Raw genomic sequence first — 26,142 nt, 5'->3', positions numbered from 1 at the left:
ATAGCCCGCGGTTGACTCGCATCTCGTCGACAAAGATCCTGAAGCGAGCAACAATGCCTAGAGATGGATCAATCACGGGACATTTTGTCGCATGCCGACATCCTCGCACCCATCCACGTAAGCGTATAATACGGGCTTTACCCCTGACGGAGATATCATGCAGCAGACGTTCGAGGCGTGGATCACCCCACTGATGATCGGCGGCCTGATCCTCTTCATGTGCTTCATCATCTGGGACCTTGCCAAGAAGTCCAATGCCGGCCGATTCGGCACCATCATGCTGTTTGTGGTGCTGGGAGCAGGCATGCTCGGTTATGTGTTCAAGGTGATCATCACCTGGGTCCTGGAGAACGGTGGTGTCGTTTAGTCATTTCGCAGCATGAAGAAGCGAAGGGCCACCCCATCGGGGTGGCCCTTCGTTATTCACGAGTCATTACCGGCTGTTATCAATGCCGTCGGGCGCGTCAGTGGTGCTCTCCGCGATATCCCTCGACCTGACTCTTCAGCTTCTGCCCCGGCCTGAAGGTCACCACCCGACGCGCGGAGATGGGGATCTCCTCGCCCGTCTTGGGGTTGCGCCCGGGCCGTTCGCGCTTGTCGCGCAGATCGAAGTTGCCGAAGCCTGACAGCTTGACCTGCTCGTTCTCCCTCAGGCAACCACGGATCTCCTCGAAGAAGGCCTCCACCATGGACTTGGCCTCCCGCTTGGAGAGGCCGAGTTCGGCATGCAGGTGTTCGGCGAGCTCCGCCTTGGTCAGTGCACCCATCGTTGCTCTCCTCTCCAGGCCCTTACGGGCCCGCTAGGCGATCGACACCCGCCTGCCTTGCCCCGCGGAGAGACCTCACTAGGTACGCAGTTCGGCACCCAGATGTTGGCGGGACTCGTTGACGATGGCATCGACCAACTGATTGATTTCCTCGTCATTAAGCGTGCGCGAAGGATGCTGCCAGGTCAAGCCCAGGGCAACGCTCTTGCGCCCTTCCGGCACTCCCTTGCCCTGGTAGACATCGAACAGGCGGCATTCGCTCAGCCACTCACCCGCCTCGGCACGCAGGGTATCGAGCAGCGCCTGAACGGGCAGGCCCTCATCCACCAGGAACGCCAGATCACGCCGAACCTCGGGGTAGCGCGATAGCGGCATAAAGGCCGGCACGCGGCCGTGGGTCAGGGTATCGAGACGAACCTCGAAGAGCAGTGCATCGACCTTGAGCCCAAGCTGTGCACGCACCGCCGGATGCAGGGTGCCGATCCAGCCGGCCTCCTCTCCACGATACAGCAGCCGGGCACACTGCCCCGGATGCAGTGACGGGTGCTCGGCGGGCTCGAAGCGCCACGCCTCGGCATCACCGCCCATGGCCAGCAGACTCTCGAGATCGCCCTTGAGGTCGAAGAAGTCGACCGGCGTACGCTCGGCGGCCCAGCCCTCTGGCTCACGGCTGCCACAGACCAGGGCACCCAGCATCGGCACCTGTGCCAGATCATCGAGCTCGCCACGAAAGACGAGACCGGTCTCGAACAAGCGGACTCGGCTCTGCTGGCGATTGAGGTTGTGCTGCAAGGCCCGAATCAGCCCTGGAAAGAGGCTGGCCCGCATCACTGACAGATCCGCCGAGATGGGATTGGCCAGCACCGGCGACACCGCCTCGGGCAGCAGAGTCTTCTGCAGCTCGGGGGCGACGAAGCTGTAGGTCACCGCCTCCTGGTAGCCACGCGCCACCATCTGGCGCCGCAGGCGGGCCAGCGGCGTGCGCGCCTCATGATCGGGGCGCAGCCCCAGACGGGCCTGGGGACGGCGTACGGGAAGGCGGTTGTAGCCATGGATACGCGCCACCTCCTCGATGAGATCCTCCTCGATGGCGATATCGAACCGCCAGCTCGGCACCACGGCGCGCCATTGGGCATCGGTCGTCTCGACTTCCATGCCGAGCCGCTCGAGTATCTCGCTGACCTCCTCGACCGCGAACGTCTTGCCGAGCGCCTGTTCGAGTCGTGCGCGCCGCAGCACCACGCGACGCGGTGCAGGCAGGTGGTCGTCGCTGGCCACCTCCACCAGTGGGCCGGCCTCGCCGCCGACGATATCGAGCAACAGAGCCGTGGCGCGCTCGGTCGCCTCGCGGGCCAGCTGGGGATCGACGCCGCGCTCGAACCGGTGCGAAGCATCGGTGTGCAGGCCATAGTCACGCGCCTGACCGGCCACCGCCAGGGGCGAGAAGAATGCCGACTCGAGGAAGATATCACGGGTCTTCTCGTTGACACCCGACTGCTCCCCACCCATCACCCCGGCGATGGCCAGCGGCCCGCGTTCGTCGGCGATCACCAGGGTCGATGCGTCGAGGCTGACTTCCTGGCCGTCGAGCAGTACCAGCCGCTCTCCCTCCCGGGCCAGGCGCACGATCACCGCACCGTGAAGGTTGTCGCGATCGAAGGCATGCAGCGGCTGCCCCAGCTCGAGCATCACATAGTTGGTGATGTCGACGACCGGGTCGATGCTGCGCACGCCTCCACGGCGCAGGCGCTCGACCATCCACAGCGGAGTCTGGGCGGTGACATCGACCCCCTTGATCAGTCGCCCGATATAGCGGGGGCAACGTTCGGTGTCCTCGACGCGAACCGCAAACGTCTCAGCATGGCTCGCCGGTACCGCCTCGCATGTCGGGCCTTGAACAGGAAGGCGGTTGAGCACGCCGACCTCACGGGCCAGGCCCTTGAGGCTCAGGCAGTCGCCGCGATTGGGCGTCAGGTCGACCTCGATGGTGCAGTCGTCCAGCCCCAGCCAGGCGCGCAGGTCCTCGCCCCTGGGCGCATCGGCGGGCAGCACCAGGATGCCCGGGGAGGCCTCCTCCTCGAGCCCCAGTTCGGACGCCGAGCAGATCATGCCCCGGGACTCCTGCCCCCGCAGCTTGGCCTTCTTGATCTTGAAACCCGACGCCTTGGAGTCATCGGGCAGCACCGCGCCCACCCGGGCGAAGGCCACCTTCTGCCCCGCCGCTACATTCGGCGCACCACAGACCACCTGAACCGGTTCACCGCTGCCATCGTCGACCCGGCAGACGCTGAGCTTGTCGGCATCCGGGTGCTGCTGCTTCTCTACCACCTCGGCGACTACCACGCCCTCGAAGGCCGCCGCTACCGGCTCCACGGCATCGACCTCGAGCCCTGCCATGGTGATCTGGTCGGCCAGTGCCTGGGTTGCCAGCTGAGGGGAAACCCACTCGCGCAGCCAGTGTTCGGAAAATTTCATGACAAATCCTATCGCTGTGTTCTGCGTTCCGGTGGACGATCAGGCGAACTGGCGCAGGAAGCGCAGGTCGTTGTCGAAGAACAGTCGCAGGTCGTTGACCCCATAGCGCAGCATCGCCAGGCGCTCGGCTCCCATGCCGAAGGCGAAGCCGGTATAGCGCTCGCTGTCGATGCCGGCGTGCCGGAACACCTCGGGGTGCACCATGCCGCAGCCCATCACTTCCAGCCAGCCGCTCTGGCCGCACACCCGACACCCCTCGCCTGTGCACATCACGCACTGGATATCGACCTCGGCGGAGGGCTCGGTGAAGGGGAAGTAGGAGGGGCGGAAGCGCACCGAGAGATCATCACGCTCGAAGAAGGCGTGCAGGAAGTCCTCGATCGTGCCCTTGAGATCGGCGAAGTTCACCCCCTCATCCACCAGCAACCCCTCCACCTGGTGGAACATCGGGGTATGGGTGAGATCCGAGTCGCTGCGGTAGACCCGCCCGGGGCAGACGATACGAATCGGCAGACTGCCCTGCTTCATGGTGCGCACCTGAACCGGCGAGGTGTGGGTTCGCAGCAGCCGGGTAGCGTCGAAATAGAAGGTGTCGGCCATGCCCCGCGCCGGGTGATGGGCGGGGATATTGAGCGCCTCGAAGTTGTGGTAGTCATCCTCGATCTCGGGGCCCACCGCAACGTCATAACCAACGCGTGTGAACAGGCCCTCGATGCGCTCCAGGGTGCGGGTCACCGGGTGCAGCCCACCGCTGGGCTGACCACGCCCGGGGAGGGTCACATCGAGCCGTTCGGCGGCGAGACGCGCTTCAAGGGCGGCCTTCTCGAGCGTGGCCTTGCGCGACTCAAGCTCCGCCCCCAGGGCCTGCTTGGCCTCGTTGATGCGCTCGCCGGCAGCCGGGCGCTCGGCGGCGGGCAGCTTGCCCAGCCCCTTGAGCAGCGCGGTGATCTCGCCCTTCTTGCCGAGGTAGCGCACGCGCAGCTCGTCCAGTGCCGGAATACTATCGGCGGCCTGGATCGCCTCGCGGGCCTCGGTGACCAGGTTGGGAAGGTGGTCCATCCGTTGCGCTCCGAATTCGATACGTAAAACACAGGGCTAAAAAAACAGGGGAAGAGCGGCTGCTCTTCCCCTGCGACGTCTACGGCTACCCGGCAACAGCCGGGTGGCCGAAAATGACGCTGTCTCTTACTGGGCAGCCTTGGCCTTCTCGACGATGGCAGCGAAGGCTGCCTTCTCGTTGACGGCCAGGTCAGCCAGGACCTTGCGGTCGATCTCGATCCCGGCCTTTTTCAGGCCACCGACGAAGCGGCTATAGGACAGACCGTGCTGGCGAGCACCGGCGTTGATACGCTGGATCCACAGGGCACGGAACTGACGCTTGCGCTGGCGACGGTCGCGGTAGGCGTACTGGCCTGCCTTGATGACCGCCTGCTTGGCGACGCGAAAGACGCGGCTCCGGGCACCATAGTAACCCTTGGCCTGCTTGAGAATCTTCTTGTGACGGCGACGGGCGACGACGCCCCGCTTGACACGAGTCATAGCTTACTCCTGACGAAAAATGGGTCTACCAAGGGGCTTACAGGTTGGGCAGCATCCGCTGAATGAGCGGCTTGTCCGCGTCGTGAATCTGCTTCATGCCACGCAGTTGACGCTTACGCTTGGTGGACTTCTTGGTCAGGATGTGGCTACGGAACGACTGCTTGTGCTTGAAGCCGTTGGCCGTCTTCTTGAAGCGCTTGGCAGCGCCGCTGTTGCTCTTGATCTTCGGCATGAGAATAACTCCGCTCGAGGTTCTTCAGAAAACCCGAGGCCGACGCAAGGCATGACACCTTGCGCCCGTTGAACCGGCCACCGGATCACTTCTTTTGATACTGCTGGTACCGCTTACTGCTTCTTCTTGGGCGCGATGATCATGATCATCTGACGACCTTCCATCTTCGGGAAGGATTCGACACTCCCGAGTTCTTCAAGGTCGGCAGCGATCCGCTCCATCAGCTTGCGACCGATGTCCTGATGCGCCATTTCACGACCGCGGAAACGCAGCGTGACCTTGCCCTTGTCGCCCGCTTCGAGGAAACGCGTCAGGTTCTTCATCTTGACCTGATAGTCACCCTCGTCGGTGCCAGGCCGGAACTTCACTTCCTTGACCTGAATCTGCTTCGTCTTCTTCTTCTGGGCAGACTTCTGCTTCTTTTGCTCGAAGACGAACTTGCCGTAATCCATGATCTTGCAAACGATCGGATCGGCATTGGAGATCTGCACGAGATCCATACCGGCGGCTTCGGCACGCTCCAGCGCCTCGCTGGTGGGCACTACCCCCAATTGCTCGCCGTCGCTGTCGATCAGGCGAACCTGATCATCGGTAATACGCTCGTTCATCGGGGGGCGCTTATCCTGTACGCGCCCTCTTGGGTTGCTACGCTTGATGTTCCGTCTCCTTAGGCAATTGACGAATGTCTCTCACCGAGCTCTTCACCGAGGCGCGCCATGAGGTCATCGACCGTCATGGTGCCCAGATCTTCACCACTGCGCGTACGCAGGGCGACCGAATCGGCTTCGACTTCCTTATCTCCTACCACCAGGAGATAGGGAACTTTCTGCAAGGTATGCTCCCGGATTTTAAAGCCGATCTTCTCATTCCTCAAGTCCGCCTTGACGCGCAGGCCGAATTTCTGCAGCCGACGCTCCAGCTCCAGCACAAAATCACGCTGGGAGTCGGTGATATTGAGGATCGCCACCTGCTGGGGAGCCAGCCAGAGCGGCATGGCGCCGGCGTGATGCTCGATCAGGATCCCCAGGAAGCGCTCGAATGAGCCAAGAATCGCACGGTGCAGCATTACCGGCGTCTTGCGGGCGCCATCCTCATCGACGAACTGAGCCCCCAGACGTCCCGGCAGATTGAAGTCGAGCTGCAGGGTACCACACTGCCAGACCCGATTGAGGCAGTCGCGCAGGGAGAACTCGATCTTGGGACCGTAGAAGGCACCCTCGCCTGGCTGAAGTTCCCACTTGAGGCCGGTGGAGTCGAGCGCGGCCTCGAGACCCGCCTCGGCGCGATCCCACAGCTCCGCCTCGCCCATGAAGTCATCGGGACGCGTCGACAGCTTGAGCTCTACTTCATCAAAGCCGAGGTCCTTGTAAACCTTGAGGGTCAGGGCAATAAATGCCTCGGCCTCGGACTGAATCTGCTTTTCCGTACAGAAGATGTGGGCGTCATCCTGGGTAAAGCCACGCACCCGCATCAGACCATGCAAGGAACCGGAGGGTTCGTTGCGATGGCAGCTGCCGAACTCCGCCAGGCGCAGCGGCAGATCCCGATAGCTCTTGAGACCCTGATTGAACACCTGCACGTGGCAGGGACAGTTCATGGGCTTGATGGCGTAATCGCGCTTCTCCGACTCGGTGGTGAACATCAGCTCGCTGTAGTGTCCCCAGTGACCGGACTTCTTCCACAGCGACAGATCCACCACCTGGGGGGTCTTGATCTCCTGGTAGCCATTCTCGACCTGCACCCGGCGCATATACTGCTCGAGCGCCTGATACATGGTCCAGCCGTTGGGGTGCCAGAACACCATCCCCGGCGCCTCTTCCTGGAGGTGGAAGAGATCCATCTTGCGAGCCAGCTTGCGGTGATCGCGCTTCTCCGCCTCCTCGAGACGCTTGAGATAGGCCTTGAGCTGCTTCTTGTCGGGCCAGGCGGTGCCATAGATGCGCGTCAGCATGGGCTTGGTGGCATCACCACGCCAGTAGGCACCGGCCAGCTTGGTCAACTTGAATGATTTCAGATGCCGGGTATTGGGCACATGTGGCCCCCGGCACATGTCGACATACTCTTCATGGTGATAGAGACGGATCGTCTCCCCTTCGGGAATCTCCCGCACGATCTCCTGCTTGTAGGGCTCATCGCGGTGCAGGAAGGCAAGCATCGCCTTATCGCGGTCGACGTACTCACGGACCACCTCATAGCCCTTGTCGATCAGCGCCTTCATGCGCTGCTCGATGGCTTCGAGGTCGTCCGGGGTCGCCGAGCGACCGAAATCGATATCGTAGTAGAAGCCATCATCGATGACCGGCCCTATGGCCATCTTCGCATCGGGATAGAGCTGCTTGACGGCGTGACCGATCAGGTGGGCACAGGAGTGACGCACCACCTCCAGACCCTCGGGGTCCTTGGCGGTAAGGATTGCCACCTCGGCATCACGATCGATGATATCGGCGGCATCCACCGGCACACCGTCGATCTTGCCGGCCACACAGGCCTTGGCGAGTCCTGGGCCGATGTCTTCGGCCAGTTGCATCACGCTCAGCGGGGCATCGAAGCGTCTCTGGCTGCCGTCAGGCAGGGTCACGATTGGCATGAAGGGGTCCTTTCGCGCAGTGGTGGCCCATACGAAAGACCACATGTCGCAGTGAACAAAGAGTGAATAGGTACTTGTCAGCCGGAGCCCGGCCATCGCCGTAAACAAGAAGTGCCGCTGGCGAGACGGTGCCGGACCGTGCCGGATGACGCGCCACGATAACAAAGCACCACTTGTGGCGCCACTGTAGCGACGCAACAGGGGCGCCCTGAGGCGCCCCTGCAAGCGAGCCTGAGCCCGCCGTCAACATGAATCCAGTCGTTACTGGCTCATGATCTCCACGCGACGGTTCATGGCACGCCCCGCGTCGGTCTCGTTGGTGGCGACCGGGCGCTCTTCACCGTAACCCACGGTGTTCATGCGATCACCGGCAACGCCCTGACTCATCAGGTAGTCACGCACGGAGTCGGCACGATCCTTGGAGAGCTCCAGGTTGTACTCGTTGGTACCGATGGCGTCGGTATGACCGGCGATGGTCACACGAACCTCGGGATTGTCGTTGAGGGTGCTGGCGACCTGGTTCAGCTCGGACGCGGCGCCGGGACGCAGCTCGGCGGAGTCGAAAGCAAAGGTCACATCGCTCTGCAGGGTCACCGGCACAAACACGGGCTCGGGCTCGGGCTCCGGCATCGGCGCGGGCTCGGCCACCGGCTCCGGCGAATCGGCGCACAGCAGGGCGCCGATGGCAGCGGCGGAGGTAGCGCCAACGGCAGCACCGGTTTCCTCATCGGACTCACCGCTGGTGGCATAACCGATACCACCGCCGATCAGAGCACCGGCGATACCGCAGGTCACCGGCTGCTGATACCAGGGCTTGTCGGAGGACGGGGTCGTATTCGGGGTGGCGCAGCCTGCAAGGCCGACCACCAGAGCAGAACCGAGCAGCAAGCCAGTCGTGGACTTCTTCATGTGAAACTCCTTCTCTTTTCTTTTATCGCTCCAGGGTAGGCAACTGCTTGCCGCCTCCCAGATGATCCCGACGATCGTGTGTGGCACTCTTCGTTGCAACACAGATGCTGTGGCACGGCACACCCTTAGGGTATTCACCGACCCCAACACGCGCCAAGCTTGCAGCAGCTCGGCAGATTGTTCAATCGTCTAGGGATAGACTAGCAAAACCTGGCGCTATCGCACAGTGTTCGATAAAGGTTGCTGGCGTGCCTAACTCTCAATGCAGGCTCGCCGGCCAGTCGCGCCGGAAGACCAGCGCGGCGCGGGCGGCTTCGAGAACGGCATCGCGATGCTCCTCCTCGACCGCAAAGCGCTCCTTGTCCTCCTTGAAGCGCTCCTTGGGGGTCAGCGCCTTGCGGGCTTCATGGGTATGAAGGTGGCGAGTCCGTGCATGGACCTCGCCGAAGGGGCGAAAGCTCTCACGCTCCAGCAGCCGTGAGTCGAGGATCTCGAGCAGCACCTTGCAACGCCAGGCACCCTCGGTGATATCCACCTGCTCCTGAAGCAGTGCCGAGGCCACCAGCTCCAGGTTCTCCAGACAATTTTCATGGGCCCGACGCAGTTCATCCTGCTGCCTGGCCCGCCGCCGCCGAACCTCGCGCCAGAGGGTAAAGGCATAGGCGCCGAGGCCGGCGATGACGACCAGGGCTAGGCCGGCAAGAATCAGGGCGGTGGTGGAGCTCATCGAGTATCACCATGGCATGACAGAAAGTGGGCGTACGATTCTACCCCCTTGCGGGCCGCGACCCCAACGTGCCGCGACCCCAACTGGTCTCGAACCCAACGTTTCTAGACCCCAAGCCCGGCGGCGCATGCCTCTGACGTTACAGAAGATTCTTGAGTACAATGCGGCCGCCTTATCGCCAGACACTCAATCGCCAGGCACTCAACCTTTCACTGCACTCACCCGGTACTGGAATCCGCCATGCCCGATCACTCCAGCTCGTCCAGGGCACCGGCGCCGCCCGCCCTCGCCGCCAGAATCGGCCTGTGGCTCGGCCCCGCCCTGTTGCTGCTCACCCTGCTATTACCGCCCCCCGCCCAGATGCCGCCGGCGGCCTGGGCCTGTGTCGGCATGGCACTGTGGATGGCCGCCTGGTGGTCGACCGAGGCCATCCCGATTCCCGCCACCTCGCTGTTGCCCATGGTGCTGGTACCGGCACTGGGGCTGGGTAGCATGGGAGAGGCGACTGCCAGCTATGCCAACCCGATCATCTACTTGTTTTTGGGTGGCTTCCTGCTCGGCATCGCCATGCAGCGCTGGGACCTGCATCGCCGCCTCGCCCTGCACGTGCTCAAGCTGGTGGGGCACCAGCCGCGCAGGCAGATCGCCGGTTTCATGGTCGCCACCGGCTTTCTCAGCATGTGGGTGTCGAATACCGCCACCTCGATCATGATGCTGCCCATCGGCATGTCGGTGATCAGCCTGCTCGGCGATAGTGACCCCGAGGAGCTGCGCCGTTACGCGACCGCCCTGCTGCTGGCCATCGCCTACTCGGCCAGCATCGGTGGTGTCGCCACCCTGATCGGCACGCCACCCAATGCGCTGCTGGCCGGCTACCTGGCCGAGGACCGCGGCATCGATCTGGGCTTCGCTCAGTGGATGCTGGTGGGTCTGCCGATCAGCATCACCATGATGGTGGCGACCTGGTGGTGGCTGACACGACGTGGCTTCAAGCTCGATCCGACCCACCAGGATTCGGCTAGCCACGATTCAGCCAATCTCAGCGCCGGGATGATCGATACCGAGCTTGCCAACCTCGGCCCGATGTCCTCCGCCGAGCGCCGCGTGGCGGTGCTGTTCTCTCTGGCCGCCATCGCCTGGGTGGCACGCCCGCTGCTCAACGACGTCGGGCTGCCCTGGTTGACCGACACCGGCATCGCCATCGCGGCCGGCATTGCGCTGTTTCTGATCCCGAGCGGGAGGCAATCCCGCGAACGTCTCCTGGCCTGGGATGATGCGCAACAGGTCCCCTGGGGCATCCTGCTGCTGTTCGGGGGCGGTCTGGCCCTGGCCGGTACCATCACCCGTACCGGCCTGGCGGAGTGGATCGCCGGCCAGCTGGGCATCTTCGGCACCCTGCCGCTGCTAGCCATGATCGGCATCGTGGTATTGGTGATCATCTTCCTGACGGAGGTGACCTCCAACACCGCCACCGCCGCCGCCTTCCTGCCGCTGCTGGGCGCCCTGGCGCTATCGCTGGAGATCTCACCGCTGTTGGTCACCGTGCCGGCCGCCATCGCTGCCAGCTGTGCCTTCATGATGCCGGTGGCCACGCCACCCAATGCCATCGTCTTCGGCACCGGGCATATGAAGATACAGTCGATGATCCGGGCCGGCTTCGCCCTGAACCTGGTCGGCAGCGTGGTGGTCACCGTGATGGCCTACCTGCTGGTCATCCTGCTCTGGTAGCTCTGCTCTGGTAGCTCTGCTCTGACAGCCCCGCCCTGGTAAACCAGTTCTGATAAACAGCCACCAGGCCAACACGCCACAGGCCCGGCAATCGCCGGGCCCGTGTCGTTTCTCGGGGTCGCATCAATACCACGACGGCACCACTCCCCGACTACTGGATCGCCGGCGCCAGCCACAGCGTCCAGGCCTGGGCGTAGTGGTCCAGCAGCAGCACGCCGAACAGCCCCAGGATATAGCGGATCGAGAACCAGAACGCGGCCAGTGGCGCCCTGGGGTCCTGCCCCCGCCAGACGCGGTAGTTCCAGAACATGAAGCGCGCATTGAGCGCCATCACCCCCACCAGATAAACCGCACCACTCATGCCGATCACGAATGGTAGTAGCGTTACCGCCACGGTCAGCCAGCCGTAGAGCCATACCTGCAGGCGGGTGAAGGCCACGCCGTGGGTAACGGGCAGCATCGGCACCCCGGCACGCGCATACTCATCGCGCTTGTGCAGCGCCAGCGCCCAGAAATGCGGTGGCGTCCAGGCGAAGATGATCAACACCAGCAGCAATGGCTCGGGTCCCACCTGGCCGGTGACTGCCGTCCAGCCCAGCAGCGGCGGTGCGGCACCGGCCAGCCCACCGATCACGATATTCTGGGGCGTGGCATGCTTGAGGAAGGTCGTGTAGACCAGCGCATAGCCGATCAGTGACCCCAGGGTCAACCAGGCGGTCAGTCCATTGACCTGCCACACCAGCAGGCCAAGGCCGGCCAGCGACAGCAGTGTGGCCCAGGCCAGGGCGATGCTGCCCGGCATGCGTCGGGTGGCCAGCGGCCGCCGCGCGGTGCGCAGCATCATGGCATCGAGTCGCCTGTCGACCACATGGTTGAAGGCGGCCGCACCACAGGCGGTGAGGCCGATGCCCGCCAGGCCGAAGAAGACGACCCCAAGCGACGGCAACACCGGCCGCGCCAACGCCATGCCGACCAGGGCACACACCAGCATCACCAGCACCACGCGTGGCTTGCACAGGGTAACCAGATCTCGCCAGCCCCAGCTGCCCAGCGAAGGGGAGGCGAGCTCGGTGACGCGGATCTCGGTGGTCAGTGAATCAGACATGGACCCACTCCTTCTTCTGCTGCGTTATGGGTTGTGAACGGGTCGAGATGGGTTCGAGAGAGCGCCATCGCCAGGCGGCCAACGCCAGACTCAAGACCAGCGCCACGGCCCCCGCCGTATGCAGCAGCGCCAGCCATAGCGGCAGCCACATCAACACATTGGCGACCCCCAGGGAGAACTGCCCGGCATAGGCCAGCACCAGCCCCACCAGGGGCCCCCGCAGCGCTCTCTCGCGCCGGTAGCGGGCCCACAGCGCCAGAACCGCGAGGCCCAGCGCCAACGCCCCCAGACGGTGCCCCACCTGGATGGCGCTGCGCGCCTCGGCATGCAACTGCCCATGCAGATAGTTGGGCCCGACGCTCTGGGTCAGATGAAACCCCTCGCTCCAGTCCAGGGCCGGCCACCACTGGGAGTTACAGGTGGGGAAGCCCTGGCAGGCGATGCCGGCATAGTTGCTCGAGACCCAGCCCCCCAGGGCCAGCTGGATCACCAGCAGCACCGCGGCCAGTCCCCATAGCGGGGTGAGACGACGACGGGGCGGGGCCACGCCACCCAGGGTCAGATTCCCACTGGCACAGCGGCGCAGGCGCAGATGCAGCCAGAGAAACACCAGCATCACGCCAAGCCCGCCGAGCAGATGCAGCGTCACCACCTGGGGCCACAGCTTCAGCGTCACGGTGAAGGCACCGAACGCCCCCTGCACCATGATCAGCCCAAGCAGCCCCAGCGAGACCCACCAGGGATAGTCGGCATGGCGTCTGAGTGACCAGCCCAGCACCACCAGGGCGATCACCAGCAGGCCCAGAGCGGAGGCCACATAGCGATGGATCATCTCCATCCAGGCCTTGGCGCTCTCCAGGGGCGAGTTCGGGCTGTGCGCCAGCGCCTGTCCTTCGTCGGGCACCACCAGGGCACCGTAGCAGCCCGGCCAGTCCGGGCAACCCAGGCCGGCATCCACCAGGCGCGTCCAGGCGCCCAGCAGTATCACCCCCACCGTGAACACCACACCCGCCAGACTCAACGCCTTGAGCAGTGCCAACCGCCGATGTGCTGCCTGCATCGCCACCCCTCCTCTATGTGTCCGGGCTCAGTGCCCGCCAGCGTCCCGGCCCCTTGAGCCGTGCCACCCGCCGATGTGCTGCCTGCATCGCCAACCCTCACCTTGCCCCGCGGGCTCAGCGCCCCGCCAGTTCCTGGTCAGCCTGCCAGGGGGCCTCCGGGTTCATGCGCAGCAGACGCTCCAGGTCTGCCTTGACCGCATAGGGGTCCGCCTCGGGCTCATAGCCGAGCACCACCTGACCGCGCGGATCGATCACCCATACCCGGTCCGACTCGAGCCAGGTGGGGCGTTCGACCCACTGCCCAACCACCGCCCCGGGCAGCGCATCGCCAACGCCACCCACGCGCAGCCGGCTGACCCTCGGCGCGTCGCTACCCAGTGCGCGATGCAGCCGCCACCACTGATCGCTGAGTTCGTCACAGCGCTCGCCGCAGTCGAACGCCAGGACCCAATCACCGGAGACCATGGGCGCCATCGGCGTGGCCAGCGGCCAATCGGCCAGCACCGGCACCTCTGGCGCCAGCTCGCCATGCGCGGTTCGCCCCTCGGGAATGCCGACACGCCACAACGCCATCACCGTGGCCACCAGCACCGGCAGCGAGAGAAACAGCAGCAGCGCCGCCAGCTTGAGCCGTCCATAGGGGGTGGCATGGGCCATCGTCATGATCGATCCTCCGCGGGTATCTCATCGGGATGCCGCCCCATGCACCGGCCACCGAGCACCATCACCACCAACGCCGCCAGCGCCAGCCCCCACCACTGCACGGCATAGCCGACATGGCGACTCGGTGGCATGACGCTCGGTGACCACCAGCCGGGCAGCGCACCGGGGCCCTCCTCAAGGTGCAGCCAGCCGGCATGGGCGAAGTCGAGCGACCAGGCATCGAGTTCGATGCGCTGAAGCCTGGCGCCCTCACGATTGGGTCCGAACAGCGGAGCGCCATCCCCAGCCGCCTGCCAGCGGCCGCGCAGGGTGACCCGCCCTTTGGGTGTCGCCACTTCGGGGTCGGCACGGCTGGTGCCGGTCTCCAGGAAGCCACGCTGCACCAGCCAGACGTGACCATCATCGCCACGCAGTGGCGTCAGGGGTGCCACCCCCAGGCGTCCCTCGTGGGTGCGGTTATCCAGAAACAGGGTCTTGTCGGCCAGGTATTCGCCGGACAGCGTCAGCCGACTCCCCTCGGGGGGAACCTCTCGGGGGTCGACAAGTGCCGGTGCCGCCTCCAACTGCGCCAGGTAGGCACGCTTCTGCTCGCCACGCTCCCACTGCCACGCCCCCAGCGCCACCCCCAGCACGACCAGCAGGGACCAGAGCGTCCACCACAGGCGTTGCCGCCACCGCCCTGGGCGGGCATGCTGGAAAACCTTCATATCCAAGGAGTGCGCCATGCTTCTCAAGATCCTGATTGCCCTGGTATTCCTGGCCATGGTGACCAGCCTCGCCGCCGGCGCCGGCTTCCTGCTGCGCGACGATGCCACCTCGCGACGGCTGCTGGTCTCCCTCAAGCTGCGGGTGGCCCTCGCCGCCATCCTGCTGTCCCTGCTCTTCTATGGCTTCTACGCCGGCAATCTGGGCTGAACCCGACCATCGCGATCGTCTTGAAGACAAAGCCTCAGAGGCTCGGAAGACGGCTTTCAGAAAGCTGGCGTCAGAAAGCTGGCGTCAGAAAACGAGCTTCAGAAAACGAGCTTCAGAAAACATAGACGAACAGAAAGAGACCGACCCATACCACATCCACGAAGTGCCAGTACCAGCAGGCCGCTTCGAAGCCGAAGTGATTCTCCGCGGCGAAGTGACCGCGCAGGATCCGCAACAGCATCACCGCCAGGATGGTGGCTCCGATGATCACGTGGGCCCCGTGGAAGCCGGTCAGCAGGAAGAAGGTCGAACCATAGATGCCCGCCTCCAGGGTAATCCCGTAGTGGTAATAGGCCTCGTAGTACTCGACCCCCTGAATGACGATGAAGCTCAGACCCAGCAGCACGGTCACCAGCAGCCAGTTACGCGTGGTCTCGCGCATGCCCTCCTTCAACCCCTCGTGGGCCACGGTCAGCGTGATGCTGGACCCCACCAGGATCAGGGTATTCACCAGCGGCAACTGCCAGGGGCTCAACACCTCCCGCGGCCCCGCCACATCGCCGGGCGGCTCCAGCAGCGGCCAGCTGGCGGTAAACTCCGGCCACAGCAGGGCCGCCACCCCCTTGGCGCCCTCCCCATCCAGCCATGGCAGCGCGAAGGTACGCACATAGAAGAGCGCGCCGAAGAAGGCGGCGAAGAACATCACCTCGGAGAAGATGAACCAGGCCATGCCCTGACGGAAGGAGCGATCCATCTGGGCATCGTAGAGCCCCCCGCGTGACTCCCTGATCACGTCGCGAAACCACAACCCCATCACGGCCAGGAGCGCCACGAAACCGGCCGCCATCATGACGCCGTTCAGCCCATACACCAGGATCATCCCGAAACCGATCAACATCAGACCCAGCGCCAGCGAGCCGAGCACCGGCCACTTGCTGGTTGGGGGTACGTAGTAGCTGCCACCACTCATGCCTCACCTCCTTTGTCGCCGTCGGCGCGTGCCTGAAGCGCCGCCTCGTCACGGTCAACCGGATACAGGGTATAGACCAGGGTTACGGTATTGACGTCGGCAGGCAGGTCCCGGGTCAGCTGGAAGATCAGCGGTAGCTCGATCCGCTCCCCCGCCTGCAGGCGTTGCTCCTCGAAACAGAAGCACGCCAGCTTGCGCAGATGCAGGTTGGCGCGGGCCGGCGTCACGCTGGGCACGGCCCGCCCCCAGACGGCGCTGTCTGCCGTGTTGTGGAAGGCGAAGCCGACCTCGGTACTCTGCCCGGGGTGCACGCGAATCTGACGCGTCTCCACCTCGAGGTTCCATGGCAGGCCGGCACTGGTGCGCGTCACGAACTGCACGGTCACCGCGCGGGTCTGATCGACCTCCTCCGCGACCAGTGCCTGGCCCTGGGTGTCCACCTTGCCATTGAGCCCGGTCACTTCGCAGAAGACGTCGTAGAGAGGTACCAGGGCGAAGGCGAAGACGAACATGCCGGCCAGGGCGAAGAGGGTTCGGGCCACGGTTCGCCTGACCCCTCGGGCTCTCTGACTGCCGCACTGCTGACGCTCCTCCATATCCCTCTCCCCGCTAGTCGCTAGAGACGCCGCCGCTACTTCTCGTCATGCCGAAAGGTGGGCGGATGCTCGAAGGTGTGCAGCGGTGCCGGGCTCGGCACGCTCCACTCGAGGTCCTCGGCGCCCTCCCAGGCCTTGGCCGGGGCCTTCTCGCCACCGCGCACGCACTTGATGATGAGCCATACGAAGAGCAGCTGGGAGGCGCCGAACAGAAAGGCGCCCAGGCTGGATGCCAGGTTGAAGTCCGCGAACTGCAAGGCGTAATCGGGAATCCTCCGTGGCATGCCGGCAAGTCCCGAGAAGTGCATGGGGAAGAAGGTCAGGTTGACGCCGATCACCGAGAGCCAGAAGTGCCACTGGGCCAGCTTCAGATTGGGATAGTGGCCAGTCCACTTGGGTAGCCAATAGTAGGCCGCGGCCAGAATCGCGAACAGCGCTCCCGGCACCAACACATAGTGGAAGTGCGCCACCACGAAGTAGGTGTCGTGATACTGGAAGTCCGCCGGCGAGATGGCCAGCATCAGCCCCGAGAACCCGCCGATGGTGAACTGCACCACGAAGGCCAGGGCGAACAGCATCGGCGGCTCGAAGCTGATCGAGCCGCGGAACATGGTCGCCACCCAGTTGAACACCTTCACCCCGGTGGGCACCGCGATCAGCATGGTGGTGTACATGAAGAATAGCTCGGCGGTCAGCGGCAGGCCCACGGTAAACATATGGTGCGCCCAGACCATGAACGACAGGATGGCGATGGCCCCGGTGGCATAGACCATGGAGGCGTACCCGAACAGCCGCTTGCGCGAGAAGGTGGGGATGATCGCCGAAACGATCCCGAAGGCGGGCAGGATCATGATGTAGACCTCGGGATGCCCGAAGAACCAGAACAGATGCTGAAAGAGCACCGGATCCCCGCCACCGGCGGCATTGAAGAAGCTGGTGCCGAAGTTGATATCCATCAACATCATGGTTACCGCCCCGGCCAGCACCGGCATCACCGCGATCAACAGGAAGGCGGTGATCAACCAGGTCCAGCAGAACAGCGGCATGTCCATCATCCGCATGCCCGGCGCGCGCAGGTTAAGCACCGTGGCGATGATATTGATGGCGCCGAGGATCGAGCTGATACCGGCGATATGCAGCGAGAGGATAAAGAAGGTGGTGGAAGGTGGCGCATAGGTGGTGGAGAGCGGCGCGTAGAAGGTCCAGCCGAAGTTGGGGCCACCGCCGGGCATCAACAGGGTGCTCAGCAGCAGCGTGAAAGCCACCGGCAGCAGCCAGAAGCTGAAGTTGTTCAGCCGCGGCAGGGCCATGTCCGGCGCGCCGATCTGCAGGGGGATCATCCAGTTGGCCAGCCCCACGAAGGAGGGCATGATCGCACCGAACACCATGATCAGACCATGCATGGTGGTCATCTGATTGAAGAACTCCGGCTCCACCAGCTGCAGCCCCGGCTGGAACAGCTCGGCGCGCACCACCAGCGCAAAGACTCCGCCGATAAAGAACATCGTCAGCGAGAAGATCAGATAGAGGCTGCCGATCTCCTTGTGATTGGTGGTCAGCAGCCAGCGCATCAGGCCACGGGGCGGGGCCGAGTGTGCCGCCTGGCCACCGGCACTGGCGGTAGAGCTCTGCTCGACGGGGTGATGCAGGGGCAGCTTGGGCGCCATGGTCACTCTCCCTGATTGTCGCTGTTCTTGTCTGATCGCTTGGGAATACCGCGGCCGACCTACTCTTCCAGCCGCTCGGCGATCTCCGACGGCTGAACCACATCGCCGGTCTCGTTGCCCCAGGCGTTGCGTTCGTAGGTGATCACGGCGGCAACCTCCACCGGACTCAGGGTGTTACGGAAGGCTGGCATGGCGGCACCCGAGACCCCGTTGACCACGGTCTCGATATGTCGCTCGCGCTCCTCCATCAGTGCCTGGTTGCCCGCCAGGGCCGGGAAGGCCGGCGGGTTGCCACTGCCATCGGGCTGGTGGCAGGAGGCACACACCGCGTTGTAGCTCTGTTCGCCACGCGCCATCAGCTCGTCCAGGCTCCATTCGCGGTCGACACCGGAGGCCTCCTGAGCGGCCGCCTCCTTGCGCTCGGCCAGCCAGGCATCGAACTCCTCCTCCTCCAGCGCCTGCAACACGATCGGCATGAAGCCGTGGTTGATACCGCACAGCTCGGCACACTGGCCGCGATAGACGCCTGGCTCATTGATCCGCACCCAGTTCTCGTTGACGAAGCCGGGAATGGTGTCCTGCTTGACGGCCAGATCCGGCACCCACCAGGAGTGAATGACATCATCGGAGGTCATCAGGAAGCGCACCTTGCGATCCACGGGCAGCACCAGCGGCTCATCGACCTCGAGCAGATAATGCTCGCCGCGCTCCCCCTTGCCACGAATCGTCTCGCGGGGAGTGCCGAGATTGGAGGTAAAGGCGACATCCTCGCCGAGATACTCGTAGTGCCAGCGCCACTGCTGGCCGGTAATCATCACATCCAGATCGGCATCGGAGGGGTCATACATCTTCTTGAGGGTGGCCGTGGCGGGTACCGCCATGCCGATCAGGATCAGCAGTGGAATCGCCGTCCAGATCACCTCGACCAGGGGGTGCTCATGGAAATGCGCCGCCTTGGCCCCCTTGGAGTGGCGAAAGCGGAACAGGGAGTAGAACATCGCCCCGAACACGATCACGCCGATGACCACACAGATCCAGAAGATGGTCATATGCAGGGAGTGGACCTCACGACTCACATCGGTCACCCCCACCGGCATGTTCCAGCCATTGGCCATGGCCAGCGTCGTCATCAGGGGGACGACCAGGCAACCTGCTGTCCACACGATGAACGTGCGCATCGGCGCCTCCTCCTTGCTGGTTATCGTGACTTGTTATTGTCGTCTCACGCGCTATCCGCACGCGGATGGTCGTTCGATTCAGCTATTTCTGTAAGGAAGTGTAGACACCCACACTGCGGCCAACGGTCGCGCCCTCGCCCACCGCCAACGCCTTTTTCAACGCGCCGCCGACACGGCGATGAATGCAACGACCGCCACGAACACCAATCCCATCAGGATTCCCACGGCGATGAACGCCACGGGATGCCCCTCCTCGAAGTCCTCCCGACGCTGGGCATCCTTCTGTACGCCGAAGAAGGCCGCCAGTACCGACTTGACCACGCTCCACATCGCACTCGCTCCCTGACATGCACCCTGAACTCAACTAACAAGGGCAGCGCTCCAGCGCCGCCCTCCCGCCTACGGTCTCCTATACTCTAGTCAACATCACGAGGCGTATGCCGTATCAACCAGCCGCTGGCGTAGTGACCAGGAGATCGTCATGTCCCAGAACCCCTTCTCCAACCCGATGCTTGAATGGTGGCAGCAGCAGTGGACCAAGGGTGCCAACCCCATGGCACGCACCCAACTGGCCTGGATGGAAGGCCTCGCCGAGGCACTGCAGTTCGAAGCCGAGTTCCTGAAGGCCATCGCCGAGAGCGGTGAGAGAATCGCCGAGTGCTTCGACGGGCCACAGCCCACTACTCCAGAGGAGGTGCAGGCCTGCTATGAAAAGCTGGTGAAGGAGGTGAGCAACGCCCAGATGAAGCGCCTGGAGCACGCCACCAAGCTCAGCCATGATTTTCGCAAACGGATATGGGAGGAGATCTAGCCACCCAGCAGCGACCGACACCACCCTACTCAGGCGCCCCCGATCGGGCGCCTTTTCAGTTCCCCAGCCCGAAGAGACGCGTGATCAGCGGCAGCAGAAACGCCGTAAGCAGCCCCGTCAGCCCCATGGCCAGGCCCGAGAAGGCCCCGGCCACGGCGCCGATCCGCGCAAACGCCTGGGCCGTGCCGAAGCCATGCGCCGACAGCCCCAGGGCAAACCCCTGCACCACCGGATCCTGGATCCGCAACAGACGAAATATCCAGGGCGACAATGCACAGCCGATGGATCCCGTCAGCAGCACCAGGCCCGCCGCCAGCGAAGGAATGCCTCCGATCTGCTCGGCGATCCCCATGGCGATGGGAGATGTCACCGAACGCGGCGCCAGGGAGAGCACCGTTTCCAGGCGCGCTCCCAGTGCCAGGGCAATGCCCAGGGTGCTGGCCACCGCCGTGACGATGCCCAGCAGACAGGCCAGCAGCAGTGGCACCAGCAGCCGCCTGACCCGCTCACGATGGTCATACAGGGGGATCGCCAGTGCCACGGTGGCCGGCCCCAGCAGGAAGTGGATGAACTGCGCCCCCTCGAAATAGGTGGCGTAATCCATATCCACCAGCAGCAGCAGGCCGATCAGCATGACGATGGCGAGCGTTACCGGGTGCAGCAGTGGCGTGCCGCCGAGAGCCGTGTTGATGCGCACCGCCAGGCTGAACATCAGCAGCGTCATCAGCAGCGAGAGCAGCGGGTTCCCGGAGAGATAGACCCACAGCTGGTCCAGCGTCGCCAGGCTCATCGCGACTCCCCTCCCCGGCGACGGTTTAGCCGATCCAGTCCCCAGGCAGTCGCGGCCAGGGTCAACCCCGTGGACACCACCAGGGTGATCAGGATCGGCCACAGATCCCGTCCGATCAGCGTGAAGTGCACCATCAGCCCCACCCCCGCCGGAACGAACAGCAGGGTCAGGTAGCGCAGCAGACCCTCCCCTGTCATGCGCAGGCTCCTGGGCACCTTGCCATTCACCATCAGCCCAATCAGCAGGATCACCATGCCAATCACCGGCCCCGGTATCGGCAGCGTCAGCCCACGCGCTACCAGCTCCCCCAGGAACTGGCAAGCCAACAACACACTCATCCCCATGATCAACGGCACGGCAACTCCCCCTCTGCGACCCCGACAACGCCCGATACCCGGCACAAACCGCCGACATCATAGAGCATCATCGCGACACGCCCCAGCGCTCCCAACCCAAGCATCTGAAAAGAAAGTGCAAAAGGGGCTTTTCATTTGCCAGCTAACGCGCTAGTATACGCCTCGTTCTCGGGGCACAGGCCAGACGGTCAGGAAACCGAAAACGCGAGTCGGAGCGTGGCGCAGCTTGGTAGCGCGTTGCAATGGGGTTGCAAAGGTCGCAGGTTCGAATCCTGTCGCTCCGACCAGAAACATCAAGAGAAACCGCCACTAACGGGTCATGCCGAGTGGCGGTTTTTCGTTGTGGCTCCCGTGGGTTCCATATAGGTTCCAGGCGAGATCAATAAGCCAAGGGAGGTGGACGGCCAACACCCTATTACTTCCCCCCTCCCCCTCTCCTTCCTCCTCTATCTTTCGCGTGCTCTAGGCCAAATCATCAATCCAGGAAGGCCGCGATACCCTCATCATCGATCGCCTCATGCACCGCATCCAGGGCGGCCTGATCGGTGGGAAACCGATCATCCCACACATGGGAGGTGCCATCCTCGTTGACGACTTCCAGCAGCCAGTCGGGCTCCTCCTCCAGGCGGTAGATATCTACCTGTAGGGTATGGCCGTCACGGATAATGGTCTGGCTCAGGGGGCTCTGAATGAGTTCGGGTTCGGTGTTCACGAGGCTCTCTCCGGAATAGTTGTCAGTAAGGGGGATTACTCTACCCCCAGCGCCTTGTCCCGCTGGGTCAGGTCCTTGCGCACTACCCGCCCGGCGAAGTGGGTGTTGAGGTCAGCAGGCTCGTCAGAGCTGACGTTGGGGGAGCACTTCCATTCGAACGGGTTCCACCGGATTGGTCATTTATGACACCAGGGCATCATCGAAGTGGCGGATATGTTCCGCCGGCACCCGGCGGCTTTCACGAGCCACATTGGCCTGCATGCTGGCCTGCGCCACCTCGTGCAGGGCGTCGTCGATCTTCCTGCGCTGATGGGTCTGGAACCAGTCCAGCACCTCGGCCAGGTGCCATAGCGAGGCACGCCCCTCATGCAGCGGCAGCGGAAAGGTCGCCAGGTGCGTTTGCAGCAGCTTGCGCATGTTCTGGCGGGTAAAATCCAGTAGCTCGGCAATATCAGTGACCCCAACCAGGTCAGGCCCCACCTCGATCAGACGTGCCTCGGGGATCGCGCGCTTCACATCCGCCATGGCGCTGGTAATCGCCTCTTGGGCCGACACCGCCTCACGGGAAAACTCCAGGGCCAAACGCCCCTTCAGGCCAACGCCTATCAAGGCATCGTCACAGCCCGCCTCGAAGAGACGGAATTCCAGCGCCTCCATGCCCAGGTCATCGGGAACCGCAAACTTGAGGGTAAAGTCGTAGGTCGTCATGTCTCGTCCTCCTCGGAGGATGTGCCCCCCGTGCAGTTGTCGCCCACGCGGCGCAGTTGCCGGGCATGATTGGCGGGGTTCTTCGGTGTGCTCCTCACGCTTACGATGCAGAACTCTCCGCAGCGGCACTCGCTATCGTTGTGCGGGCTGTACAGCCGGCCCCAGGCATGATCCGAAGCGAGTTCAATCCGCCAGCCCTGCGCCTCGGCATGGACCAGCGCCGCCTCGATGTCCTTCTTGCTGTGTCGTGGACGGGTCATCGTGTCTCCTGCAAGTAGCTTAGGCATTCGTCGCCAAAGTTGTCAATTGACAACTTTGGAAGAAAGTAGTCACACTCGCGATCTAAGTCGGTACCCGACAGCGACAGGTGCACGGACTTCATGCGCCCGCTGGTGCTGTCGAAGGTCACCGTTTTCTCGCTGGAGACCGCCTCGGTCTGCAGCAGCTCGAAGCTCTGGATATTGTTGACCATCTTCAGCGAGGCCTTGGGCGAGATCACGTCTACGTTGCGGCGGGTGCGCTTCTCGATCTTCTTCCCCGCGCAGGTGCTTGACGGTGAGCACCGGCACGACGATCTCCTGGGGCATGATGCCGCCATGCACGAAGCGAGCACCCAAGCAGAATACTCACAATCAGAAGCCTGCTGAGGATCAGCAGACCGACGAATCATAGCAAGCCTTCCAGTAACACCACCGCGGTGCCGATCAAAACCACTCGCTCATCTGCCCGTAGCCGAAGACAAACGCCAGCTTTCTGGCACGCGTCAGGCTGACATAGAGCAGCGCTCGCTCCTCATTCTCACGCTGGCGACGAGTAGTCACGGCATCGGCGGCTGATTGAAGCACCGGCGCCAGCGGCACCAAGCCGCGATTGGCAGAAGCCACAAACACCGCATTGTACTGGTACTGGGTAGCCGCGGCTTGAAGCACCCGGAAGCAGCCGGCCGAACTCGGTGCGAGCCCGGCCCGCTGGCGCTGCTCTTTTCGAACTGTGCAACGATGACACCCCGGAAGACAGCGAGTGTCTCGACAGGCAAACTGGGCATCAGGTGACACGCGACCCCGAGGTTCCCCCATGACGGCACACCTGATCGACTTTCAACACGCGGCCGAGGCCAAGCGCTGGCGGGCCATCAACGATGATGTGATGGGCGGCATCTCCCGCGGCAACCTGCAGGTGCAAGACGGCGTCGGGGTGTTCAGTGGCGAGACGTCCCTGGAGAACAACGGCGGTTTCGCTTCGGTTCGCCGCGAACGCGAGGCCATGGACCTGAGCGGCGCTCCGGGCCTGGTGCTCCATGTGCGCGGCGACGGCCGCTGCTACCAGCTGCGCCTGCGCACCAACCAACTGTTCGAGGGCGCCGCCTATCGGGCGCTGTTCCAGCCCCCCACCGGCGAGTGGCAACGCCTTGCCCTGCCCTGGCACGCGTTCGAGGCGGTGTTCCGCGGTCGGCGACTGGAGGACGCCCCGCCGCTCGATCCCGCGGCGCTCCGGCAGGTGGGGTTGCTTATCGCCGACCGGCGGTCGGGGCCCTTTCGGCTGGAGGTGGCGTGGATCGGGGAGATGAACGGCCAGGAAAGTAAATAACATCTCTTTTACGCCACTTTTTAACACGCCTAAAACTTACAAAATTAGCTACTTTTTATTTAAAACGGTATCATGGAGGGTCAGCTAAAAAGTGTTACTTCAAGGCATGATACTGGATTCTGTGGCCTAGTTGAGGGTCTGGTATGTTTAGGAGGTCAACGCATCAATGATGGACATCTTCAAGGTAGTTCACGATGGAGACACCATCGGATTCTTCCCTGCCACCACCTGGGGCCAGGCTTCCAAGTCGGGGGCAAACTTTCATCGAAAGCAGACCGGTGAGAATGTCCCTTGGGAGCATGTAACGACCACCTGGATCAATCCGAAGCATTATGAACAGGAGGGTGTTCCTGCAGAGCTTTATGCAGCACCCTCCTCTACCGAGTCGACCGATACTGTCGACGCCGAGTATGTCACTGCCTAGGTGTTATGATTGAGCGCTGAAAAGAAAAGCCATGCCAACCTGGCATGGCTTTTCTGTTATTTATTCCAGTAACTTTACTGGCCCTCCGTCTGACTCAAACCCACTCATAGTGTGAGAAATCGCCATATCCGTGGCATCACCCGAAGATACTCCGAAGCCAAAACCACAACTCGATTCGTGACTGACAACAAGGAAATACAGCCATGACCGACTCCCCCCTCAGGCTCCCGCTCCGTGAGATACATACCGCACTGCGCAGCAACAAGCTCACGGCCACGTCACTGGCAGAGGCCTCCCTTGAGGCCCATCGTAGCCGCGGTCAGCATGATCACGCCTACATGACCTGGAACGGCGAGGCCGCCCTCGCCCACGCCCGGGCCACAGATCAAGTGATTCGTCAGGGGGGAGACACCGGCGCGCTGATGGGCATCCCCGTATCACTCAAGGATTTATTTGCGGTGCCGGGGCTGCCGACCTATGCCGGCTCGTCCCAGCGGCTGCCACCACGGTGGGAGCAGGCCGGCCCTCTGGTCAGGGCCCTGCTCGCCCAGCTGCCCAGCGTGATGGGCAAGACCCATACGGTGGAGTTTGCCTTCGGCGGCCTCGGAACCAATGCCCACTGGGGAGCGCCTCGCAACCCTTGGGATCTTGAGAATCACCGAATCCCCGGGGGCTCGAGCTCCGGGGCTGGGGTATCGCTGGTCGGTGGAACCGCAAGCCTGGCCTTCGGAACGGATACCGCGGGCTCGGTGCGAATCCCCGCCTCCATGACGGGGGTGGCAGGCCTCAAGACCACCGCGGGACGCTGGCCCGGGAAGCGGATCGTGCCGCTCTCCCCGACCCTGGACACCCCAGGGCTGCTGGCTCATCGCGTCGACGACCTGGCGTTTGCCTTCGATGCCCTGGATGGTGCACTGACGGGCCGCGATGACCGCGTCCCGGCCACGCCGGCCCTCGCCGAGCTCACCCTTGGCGTACCCAGTGCGTTTTTCTGGGATGACTGCAGCCCTGGCATTGCCGAGTGCGTCGAACAGGCCATCCGCCAGCTCGAGGCCGCCGGGGCGCGCCTGGTGACCCTGGATCTGCCCAACACCGATGAGGCGTATCGGCTGTTCATGGAGGGTGGGGTGGCCGCGGCGGAGCTGTCGGCCTTTCTCAAGACCGAGCTTCCCGACGCGATCGCCGCGCTGGACCCCAATGTTGCCGCCAGGGTCGAGGCGGTGGACGACATGCCCGCCTGGGAATATGTGCGTCGACGCGCCCTTGTCGACAAGCTGTATGGCATGGCCGAGAGGGAGATCGCTGGTGTAGACGCCATGCTCACCCCCACCGTGGCGATCACGCCGCCCACCCTGGAGAGCCTGCTTTCGGTGGAGGCCTATGCAAGGGCCAATATGCAGGCGCTGCGCAATACCATGATCGCCAACTTCATGGGGCTGTGCGGCCTGACCCTGCCGGTGGGTAACGATACCGCCGGCATGCCGGTGGGCTTGCAGGTGATGGCGGGCCCCCATCAGGAGGCGCGACTGCTGGCGATCGGCCAGAGCATCGAGCAGCGGCTCGGTACTGGGATCAGCATCCTTGGTGAGCCGCCCACACCATGATGAATCTGTGGCGTCGGCAGCTGAAGCGACG

Annotated in this window: 32 protein-coding genes and 1 tRNA gene; 8 read left to right on the top strand and 25 right to left on the bottom strand. The window is 63.6% G+C overall.

What is annotated here, in order from left to right; translation table 11 throughout:
* Positions 1–157 precede the first annotated feature (157 nt).
* Complete coding sequence (locus GRB80_RS04610) at positions 158–367, top strand: DUF2788 domain-containing protein (protein WP_161422693.1); 210 nt, start codon at positions 158–160, stop codon at positions 365–367.
* Between the two features lie 97 nt (positions 368–464).
* Here the strand turns inward: GRB80_RS04610 and ihfA are convergent, their stop codons facing one another.
* The 9 genes from ihfA to GRB80_RS04565 all read right to left on the bottom strand — a co-directional run bounded on the left by ihfA (position 465) and on the right by GRB80_RS04565 (position 9,236).
* On the bottom strand, positions 465–767 hold the full coding sequence (ihfA, locus tag GRB80_RS04605; RefSeq protein ID WP_132041108.1) for an integration host factor subunit alpha: 303 nt from the start codon (positions 765–767) through the stop codon (positions 465–467).
* 78 nt (positions 768–845) lie between these two features.
* The gene (pheT, locus tag GRB80_RS04600) at positions 846–3,242 is read right to left on the bottom strand and encodes a phenylalanine--tRNA ligase subunit beta (RefSeq protein ID WP_161422692.1); all 2,397 of its coding nucleotides are present in this window, start codon (positions 3,240–3,242) and stop codon (positions 846–848) included.
* Positions 3,243–3,281: 39 nt separating this feature from the next.
* Positions 3,282–4,301 carry a phenylalanine--tRNA ligase subunit alpha gene (gene pheS / locus GRB80_RS04595; RefSeq protein WP_132041110.1) on the bottom strand — a complete coding sequence of 340 codons (1,020 nt, stop codon included), beginning with the start codon at positions 4,299–4,301 and terminating at the stop codon, positions 3,282–3,284.
* A gap of 126 nt (positions 4,302–4,427) precedes the next feature.
* Positions 4,428–4,781 carry a 50S ribosomal protein L20 gene (gene rplT, locus GRB80_RS04590; protein WP_013332273.1) on the bottom strand — a complete coding sequence of 118 codons (354 nt, stop codon included), beginning with the start codon at positions 4,779–4,781 and terminating at the stop codon, positions 4,428–4,430.
* 37 nt (positions 4,782–4,818) lie between these two features.
* Positions 4,819–5,013, bottom strand: a complete 195-nt coding sequence (rpmI, locus tag GRB80_RS04585) for a 50S ribosomal protein L35 (protein ID WP_132041111.1) — start codon at positions 5,011–5,013, stop codon at positions 4,819–4,821.
* Between the two features lie 113 nt (positions 5,014–5,126).
* Positions 5,127–5,669, bottom strand: coding sequence for a translation initiation factor IF-3 (gene infC / locus GRB80_RS04580; RefSeq protein WP_306766891.1), 543 nt, complete (start codon positions 5,667–5,669; stop codon positions 5,127–5,129).
* Between the two features lie 11 nt (positions 5,670–5,680).
* Positions 5,681–7,600, bottom strand: coding sequence for a threonine--tRNA ligase (thrS, locus tag GRB80_RS04575; protein WP_161422691.1), 1,920 nt, complete (start codon positions 7,598–7,600; stop codon positions 5,681–5,683).
* Between the two features lie 261 nt (positions 7,601–7,861).
* Entirely contained in the window at positions 7,862–8,509 is a 648-nt protein-coding gene (locus GRB80_RS04570; RefSeq protein WP_161422690.1) for an OmpA family protein, read from the bottom strand.
* 259 nt (positions 8,510–8,768) lie between these two features.
* Positions 8,769–9,236 carry a DUF2489 domain-containing protein gene (locus GRB80_RS04565; protein WP_132041115.1) on the bottom strand — a complete coding sequence of 156 codons (468 nt, stop codon included), beginning with the start codon at positions 9,234–9,236 and terminating at the stop codon, positions 8,769–8,771.
* Between the two features lie 240 nt (positions 9,237–9,476).
* Here GRB80_RS04565 and GRB80_RS04560 point away from each other — a divergent pair, with 240 nt between their 5' ends.
* Positions 9,477–10,964 (top strand): SLC13 family permease, encoded by a 1,488-nt coding sequence (locus GRB80_RS04560; protein ID WP_161422689.1) that lies wholly within the window; start codon positions 9,477–9,479, stop codon positions 10,962–10,964.
* 151 nt (positions 10,965–11,115) lie between these two features.
* Here the strand turns inward: GRB80_RS04560 and cyoE are convergent, their stop codons facing one another.
* The 4 genes from cyoE to GRB80_RS04540 form a co-directional block, all read right to left on the bottom strand.
* Positions 11,116–12,069: a heme o synthase gene (cyoE, locus tag GRB80_RS04555; RefSeq protein ID WP_161422688.1), complete on the bottom strand. Its 954-nt coding sequence runs from the start codon at positions 12,067–12,069 to the stop codon at positions 11,116–11,118.
* Complete coding sequence (locus GRB80_RS04550) at positions 12,062–13,129, bottom strand: COX15/CtaA family protein (RefSeq protein WP_161422687.1); 1,068 nt, start codon at positions 13,127–13,129, stop codon at positions 12,062–12,064. The genes cyoE and GRB80_RS04550 overlap by 8 nt, the downstream gene beginning before the upstream one ends.
* Positions 13,130–13,244: 115 nt before the next feature.
* On the bottom strand, positions 13,245–13,793 hold the full coding sequence (locus GRB80_RS04545) for a hypothetical protein (RefSeq protein ID WP_237561922.1): 549 nt from the start codon (positions 13,791–13,793) through the stop codon (positions 13,245–13,247).
* A complete protein-coding gene (locus GRB80_RS04540) occupies positions 13,790–14,518 on the bottom strand; it encodes an SURF1 family protein (protein WP_161422686.1) in 729 nt (242 codons plus the stop codon). Before GRB80_RS04540 ends, GRB80_RS04545 begins: the two co-directional genes overlap by 4 nt.
* Between GRB80_RS04540 and GRB80_RS04535 the strand changes: the two genes are divergently transcribed.
* Positions 14,517–14,708 carry a DUF2909 family protein gene (locus tag GRB80_RS04535; RefSeq protein WP_132041120.1) on the top strand — a complete coding sequence of 64 codons (192 nt, stop codon included), beginning with the start codon at positions 14,517–14,519 and terminating at the stop codon, positions 14,706–14,708. The two genes, GRB80_RS04540 and GRB80_RS04535, sit on opposite strands and share 2 nt — an antisense overlap.
* 112 nt (positions 14,709–14,820) lie before the next feature.
* On the opposite strand, the gene GRB80_RS04530 is transcribed toward GRB80_RS04535, so the two are convergent.
* From GRB80_RS04530 to GRB80_RS04510, 5 genes are all read right to left on the bottom strand, one after another.
* Entirely contained in the window at positions 14,821–15,678 is an 858-nt protein-coding gene (locus tag GRB80_RS04530) for a cytochrome c oxidase subunit 3 (RefSeq protein ID WP_132041121.1), read from the bottom strand.
* On the bottom strand, positions 15,675–16,274 hold the full coding sequence (locus GRB80_RS04525; RefSeq protein ID WP_161422685.1) for a cytochrome c oxidase assembly protein: 600 nt from the start codon (positions 16,272–16,274) through the stop codon (positions 15,675–15,677). Before GRB80_RS04525 ends, GRB80_RS04530 begins: the two co-directional genes overlap by 4 nt.
* 35 nt (positions 16,275–16,309) lie before the next feature.
* Positions 16,310–17,941: a cytochrome c oxidase subunit I gene (gene ctaD, locus GRB80_RS04520; RefSeq protein WP_132041123.1), complete on the bottom strand. Its 1,632-nt coding sequence runs from the start codon at positions 17,939–17,941 to the stop codon at positions 16,310–16,312.
* 59 nt (positions 17,942–18,000) lie between these two features.
* The gene (gene coxB, locus GRB80_RS04515) at positions 18,001–19,119 is read right to left on the bottom strand and encodes a cytochrome c oxidase subunit II (protein WP_161422684.1); all 1,119 of its coding nucleotides are present in this window, start codon (positions 19,117–19,119) and stop codon (positions 18,001–18,003) included.
* A gap of 156 nt (positions 19,120–19,275) precedes the next feature.
* On the bottom strand, positions 19,276–19,449 hold the full coding sequence (locus tag GRB80_RS04510) for a DUF2970 domain-containing protein (RefSeq protein WP_161422683.1): 174 nt from the start codon (positions 19,447–19,449) through the stop codon (positions 19,276–19,278).
* A 151-nt stretch (positions 19,450–19,600) separates the two neighbouring features.
* On the opposite strand from GRB80_RS04510, the gene GRB80_RS04505 reads away from it, so the two are divergent.
* Positions 19,601–19,930 carry a hypothetical protein gene (locus tag GRB80_RS04505; protein ID WP_132041126.1) on the top strand — a complete coding sequence of 110 codons (330 nt, stop codon included), beginning with the start codon at positions 19,601–19,603 and terminating at the stop codon, positions 19,928–19,930.
* 55 nt (positions 19,931–19,985) lie between these two features.
* On the opposite strand, the gene GRB80_RS04500 is transcribed toward GRB80_RS04505, so the two are convergent.
* A complete protein-coding gene (locus GRB80_RS04500) occupies positions 19,986–20,720 on the bottom strand; it encodes an LrgB family protein (protein ID WP_161422682.1) in 735 nt (244 codons plus the stop codon).
* Positions 20,717–21,076, bottom strand: coding sequence for a CidA/LrgA family protein (locus GRB80_RS04495; protein ID WP_161422681.1), 360 nt, complete (start codon positions 21,074–21,076; stop codon positions 20,717–20,719). Before GRB80_RS04495 ends, GRB80_RS04500 begins: the two co-directional genes overlap by 4 nt.
* A gap of 210 nt (positions 21,077–21,286) precedes the next feature.
* Here GRB80_RS04495 and GRB80_RS04490 point away from each other — a divergent pair.
* A tRNA-Pro gene (locus GRB80_RS04490) sits at positions 21,287–21,363 on the top strand.
* 188 nt (positions 21,364–21,551) lie between these two features.
* On the opposite strand, the gene GRB80_RS04485 is transcribed toward GRB80_RS04490, so the two are convergent.
* The 5 genes from GRB80_RS04485 to GRB80_RS16520 all read right to left on the bottom strand — a co-directional run bounded on the left by GRB80_RS04485 (position 21,552) and on the right by GRB80_RS16520 (position 23,425).
* Positions 21,552–21,788: a hypothetical protein gene (locus tag GRB80_RS04485; protein ID WP_161422680.1), complete on the bottom strand. Its 237-nt coding sequence runs from the start codon at positions 21,786–21,788 to the stop codon at positions 21,552–21,554.
* Between the two features lie 180 nt (positions 21,789–21,968).
* Positions 21,969–22,496 (bottom strand): helix-turn-helix transcriptional regulator, encoded by a 528-nt coding sequence (locus tag GRB80_RS04480; RefSeq protein ID WP_161422679.1) that lies wholly within the window; start codon positions 22,494–22,496, stop codon positions 21,969–21,971.
* Entirely contained in the window at positions 22,493–22,756 is a 264-nt protein-coding gene (locus GRB80_RS04475; RefSeq protein ID WP_161422678.1) for a hypothetical protein, read from the bottom strand. Before GRB80_RS04475 ends, GRB80_RS04480 begins: the two co-directional genes overlap by 4 nt.
* 69 nt (positions 22,757–22,825) lie before the next feature.
* Positions 22,826–23,083 carry a hypothetical protein gene (locus tag GRB80_RS16660; protein WP_474098014.1) on the bottom strand — a complete coding sequence of 86 codons (258 nt, stop codon included), beginning with the start codon at positions 23,081–23,083 and terminating at the stop codon, positions 22,826–22,828.
* A 117-nt stretch (positions 23,084–23,200) separates the two neighbouring features.
* Positions 23,201–23,425 (bottom strand): 3'-5' exonuclease, encoded by a 225-nt coding sequence (locus tag GRB80_RS16520; RefSeq protein ID WP_161422677.1) that lies wholly within the window; start codon positions 23,423–23,425, stop codon positions 23,201–23,203.
* A 145-nt stretch (positions 23,426–23,570) separates the two neighbouring features.
* On the opposite strand from GRB80_RS16520, the gene GRB80_RS04460 reads away from it, so the two are divergent.
* The 3 genes from GRB80_RS04460 to GRB80_RS04450 all read left to right on the top strand — a co-directional run bounded on the left by GRB80_RS04460 (position 23,571) and on the right by GRB80_RS04450 (position 26,111).
* On the top strand, positions 23,571–24,083 hold the full coding sequence (locus tag GRB80_RS04460; protein WP_161422676.1) for a CIA30 family protein: 513 nt from the start codon (positions 23,571–23,573) through the stop codon (positions 24,081–24,083).
* Positions 24,084–24,249: 166 nt separating this feature from the next.
* A complete protein-coding gene (locus tag GRB80_RS04455) occupies positions 24,250–24,507 on the top strand; it encodes a hypothetical protein (RefSeq protein ID WP_161422675.1) in 258 nt (85 codons plus the stop codon).
* Positions 24,508–24,710: 203 nt separating this feature from the next.
* Positions 24,711–26,111 (top strand): amidase, encoded by a 1,401-nt coding sequence (locus tag GRB80_RS04450; protein WP_161422674.1) that lies wholly within the window; start codon positions 24,711–24,713, stop codon positions 26,109–26,111.
* Positions 26,112–26,142: the final 31 nt, after the last annotated feature.

The sequence above is a fragment of the Halomonas icarae genome (assembly GCF_009901955.1).
In the GTDB taxonomy this organism is placed as follows: domain Bacteria; phylum Pseudomonadota; class Gammaproteobacteria; order Pseudomonadales; family Halomonadaceae; genus Halomonas; species Halomonas icarae.
The sequence above is the reverse complement of the archived record's forward strand: the minus strand, read 5'-3'. Positions and strand labels throughout refer to the sequence as shown.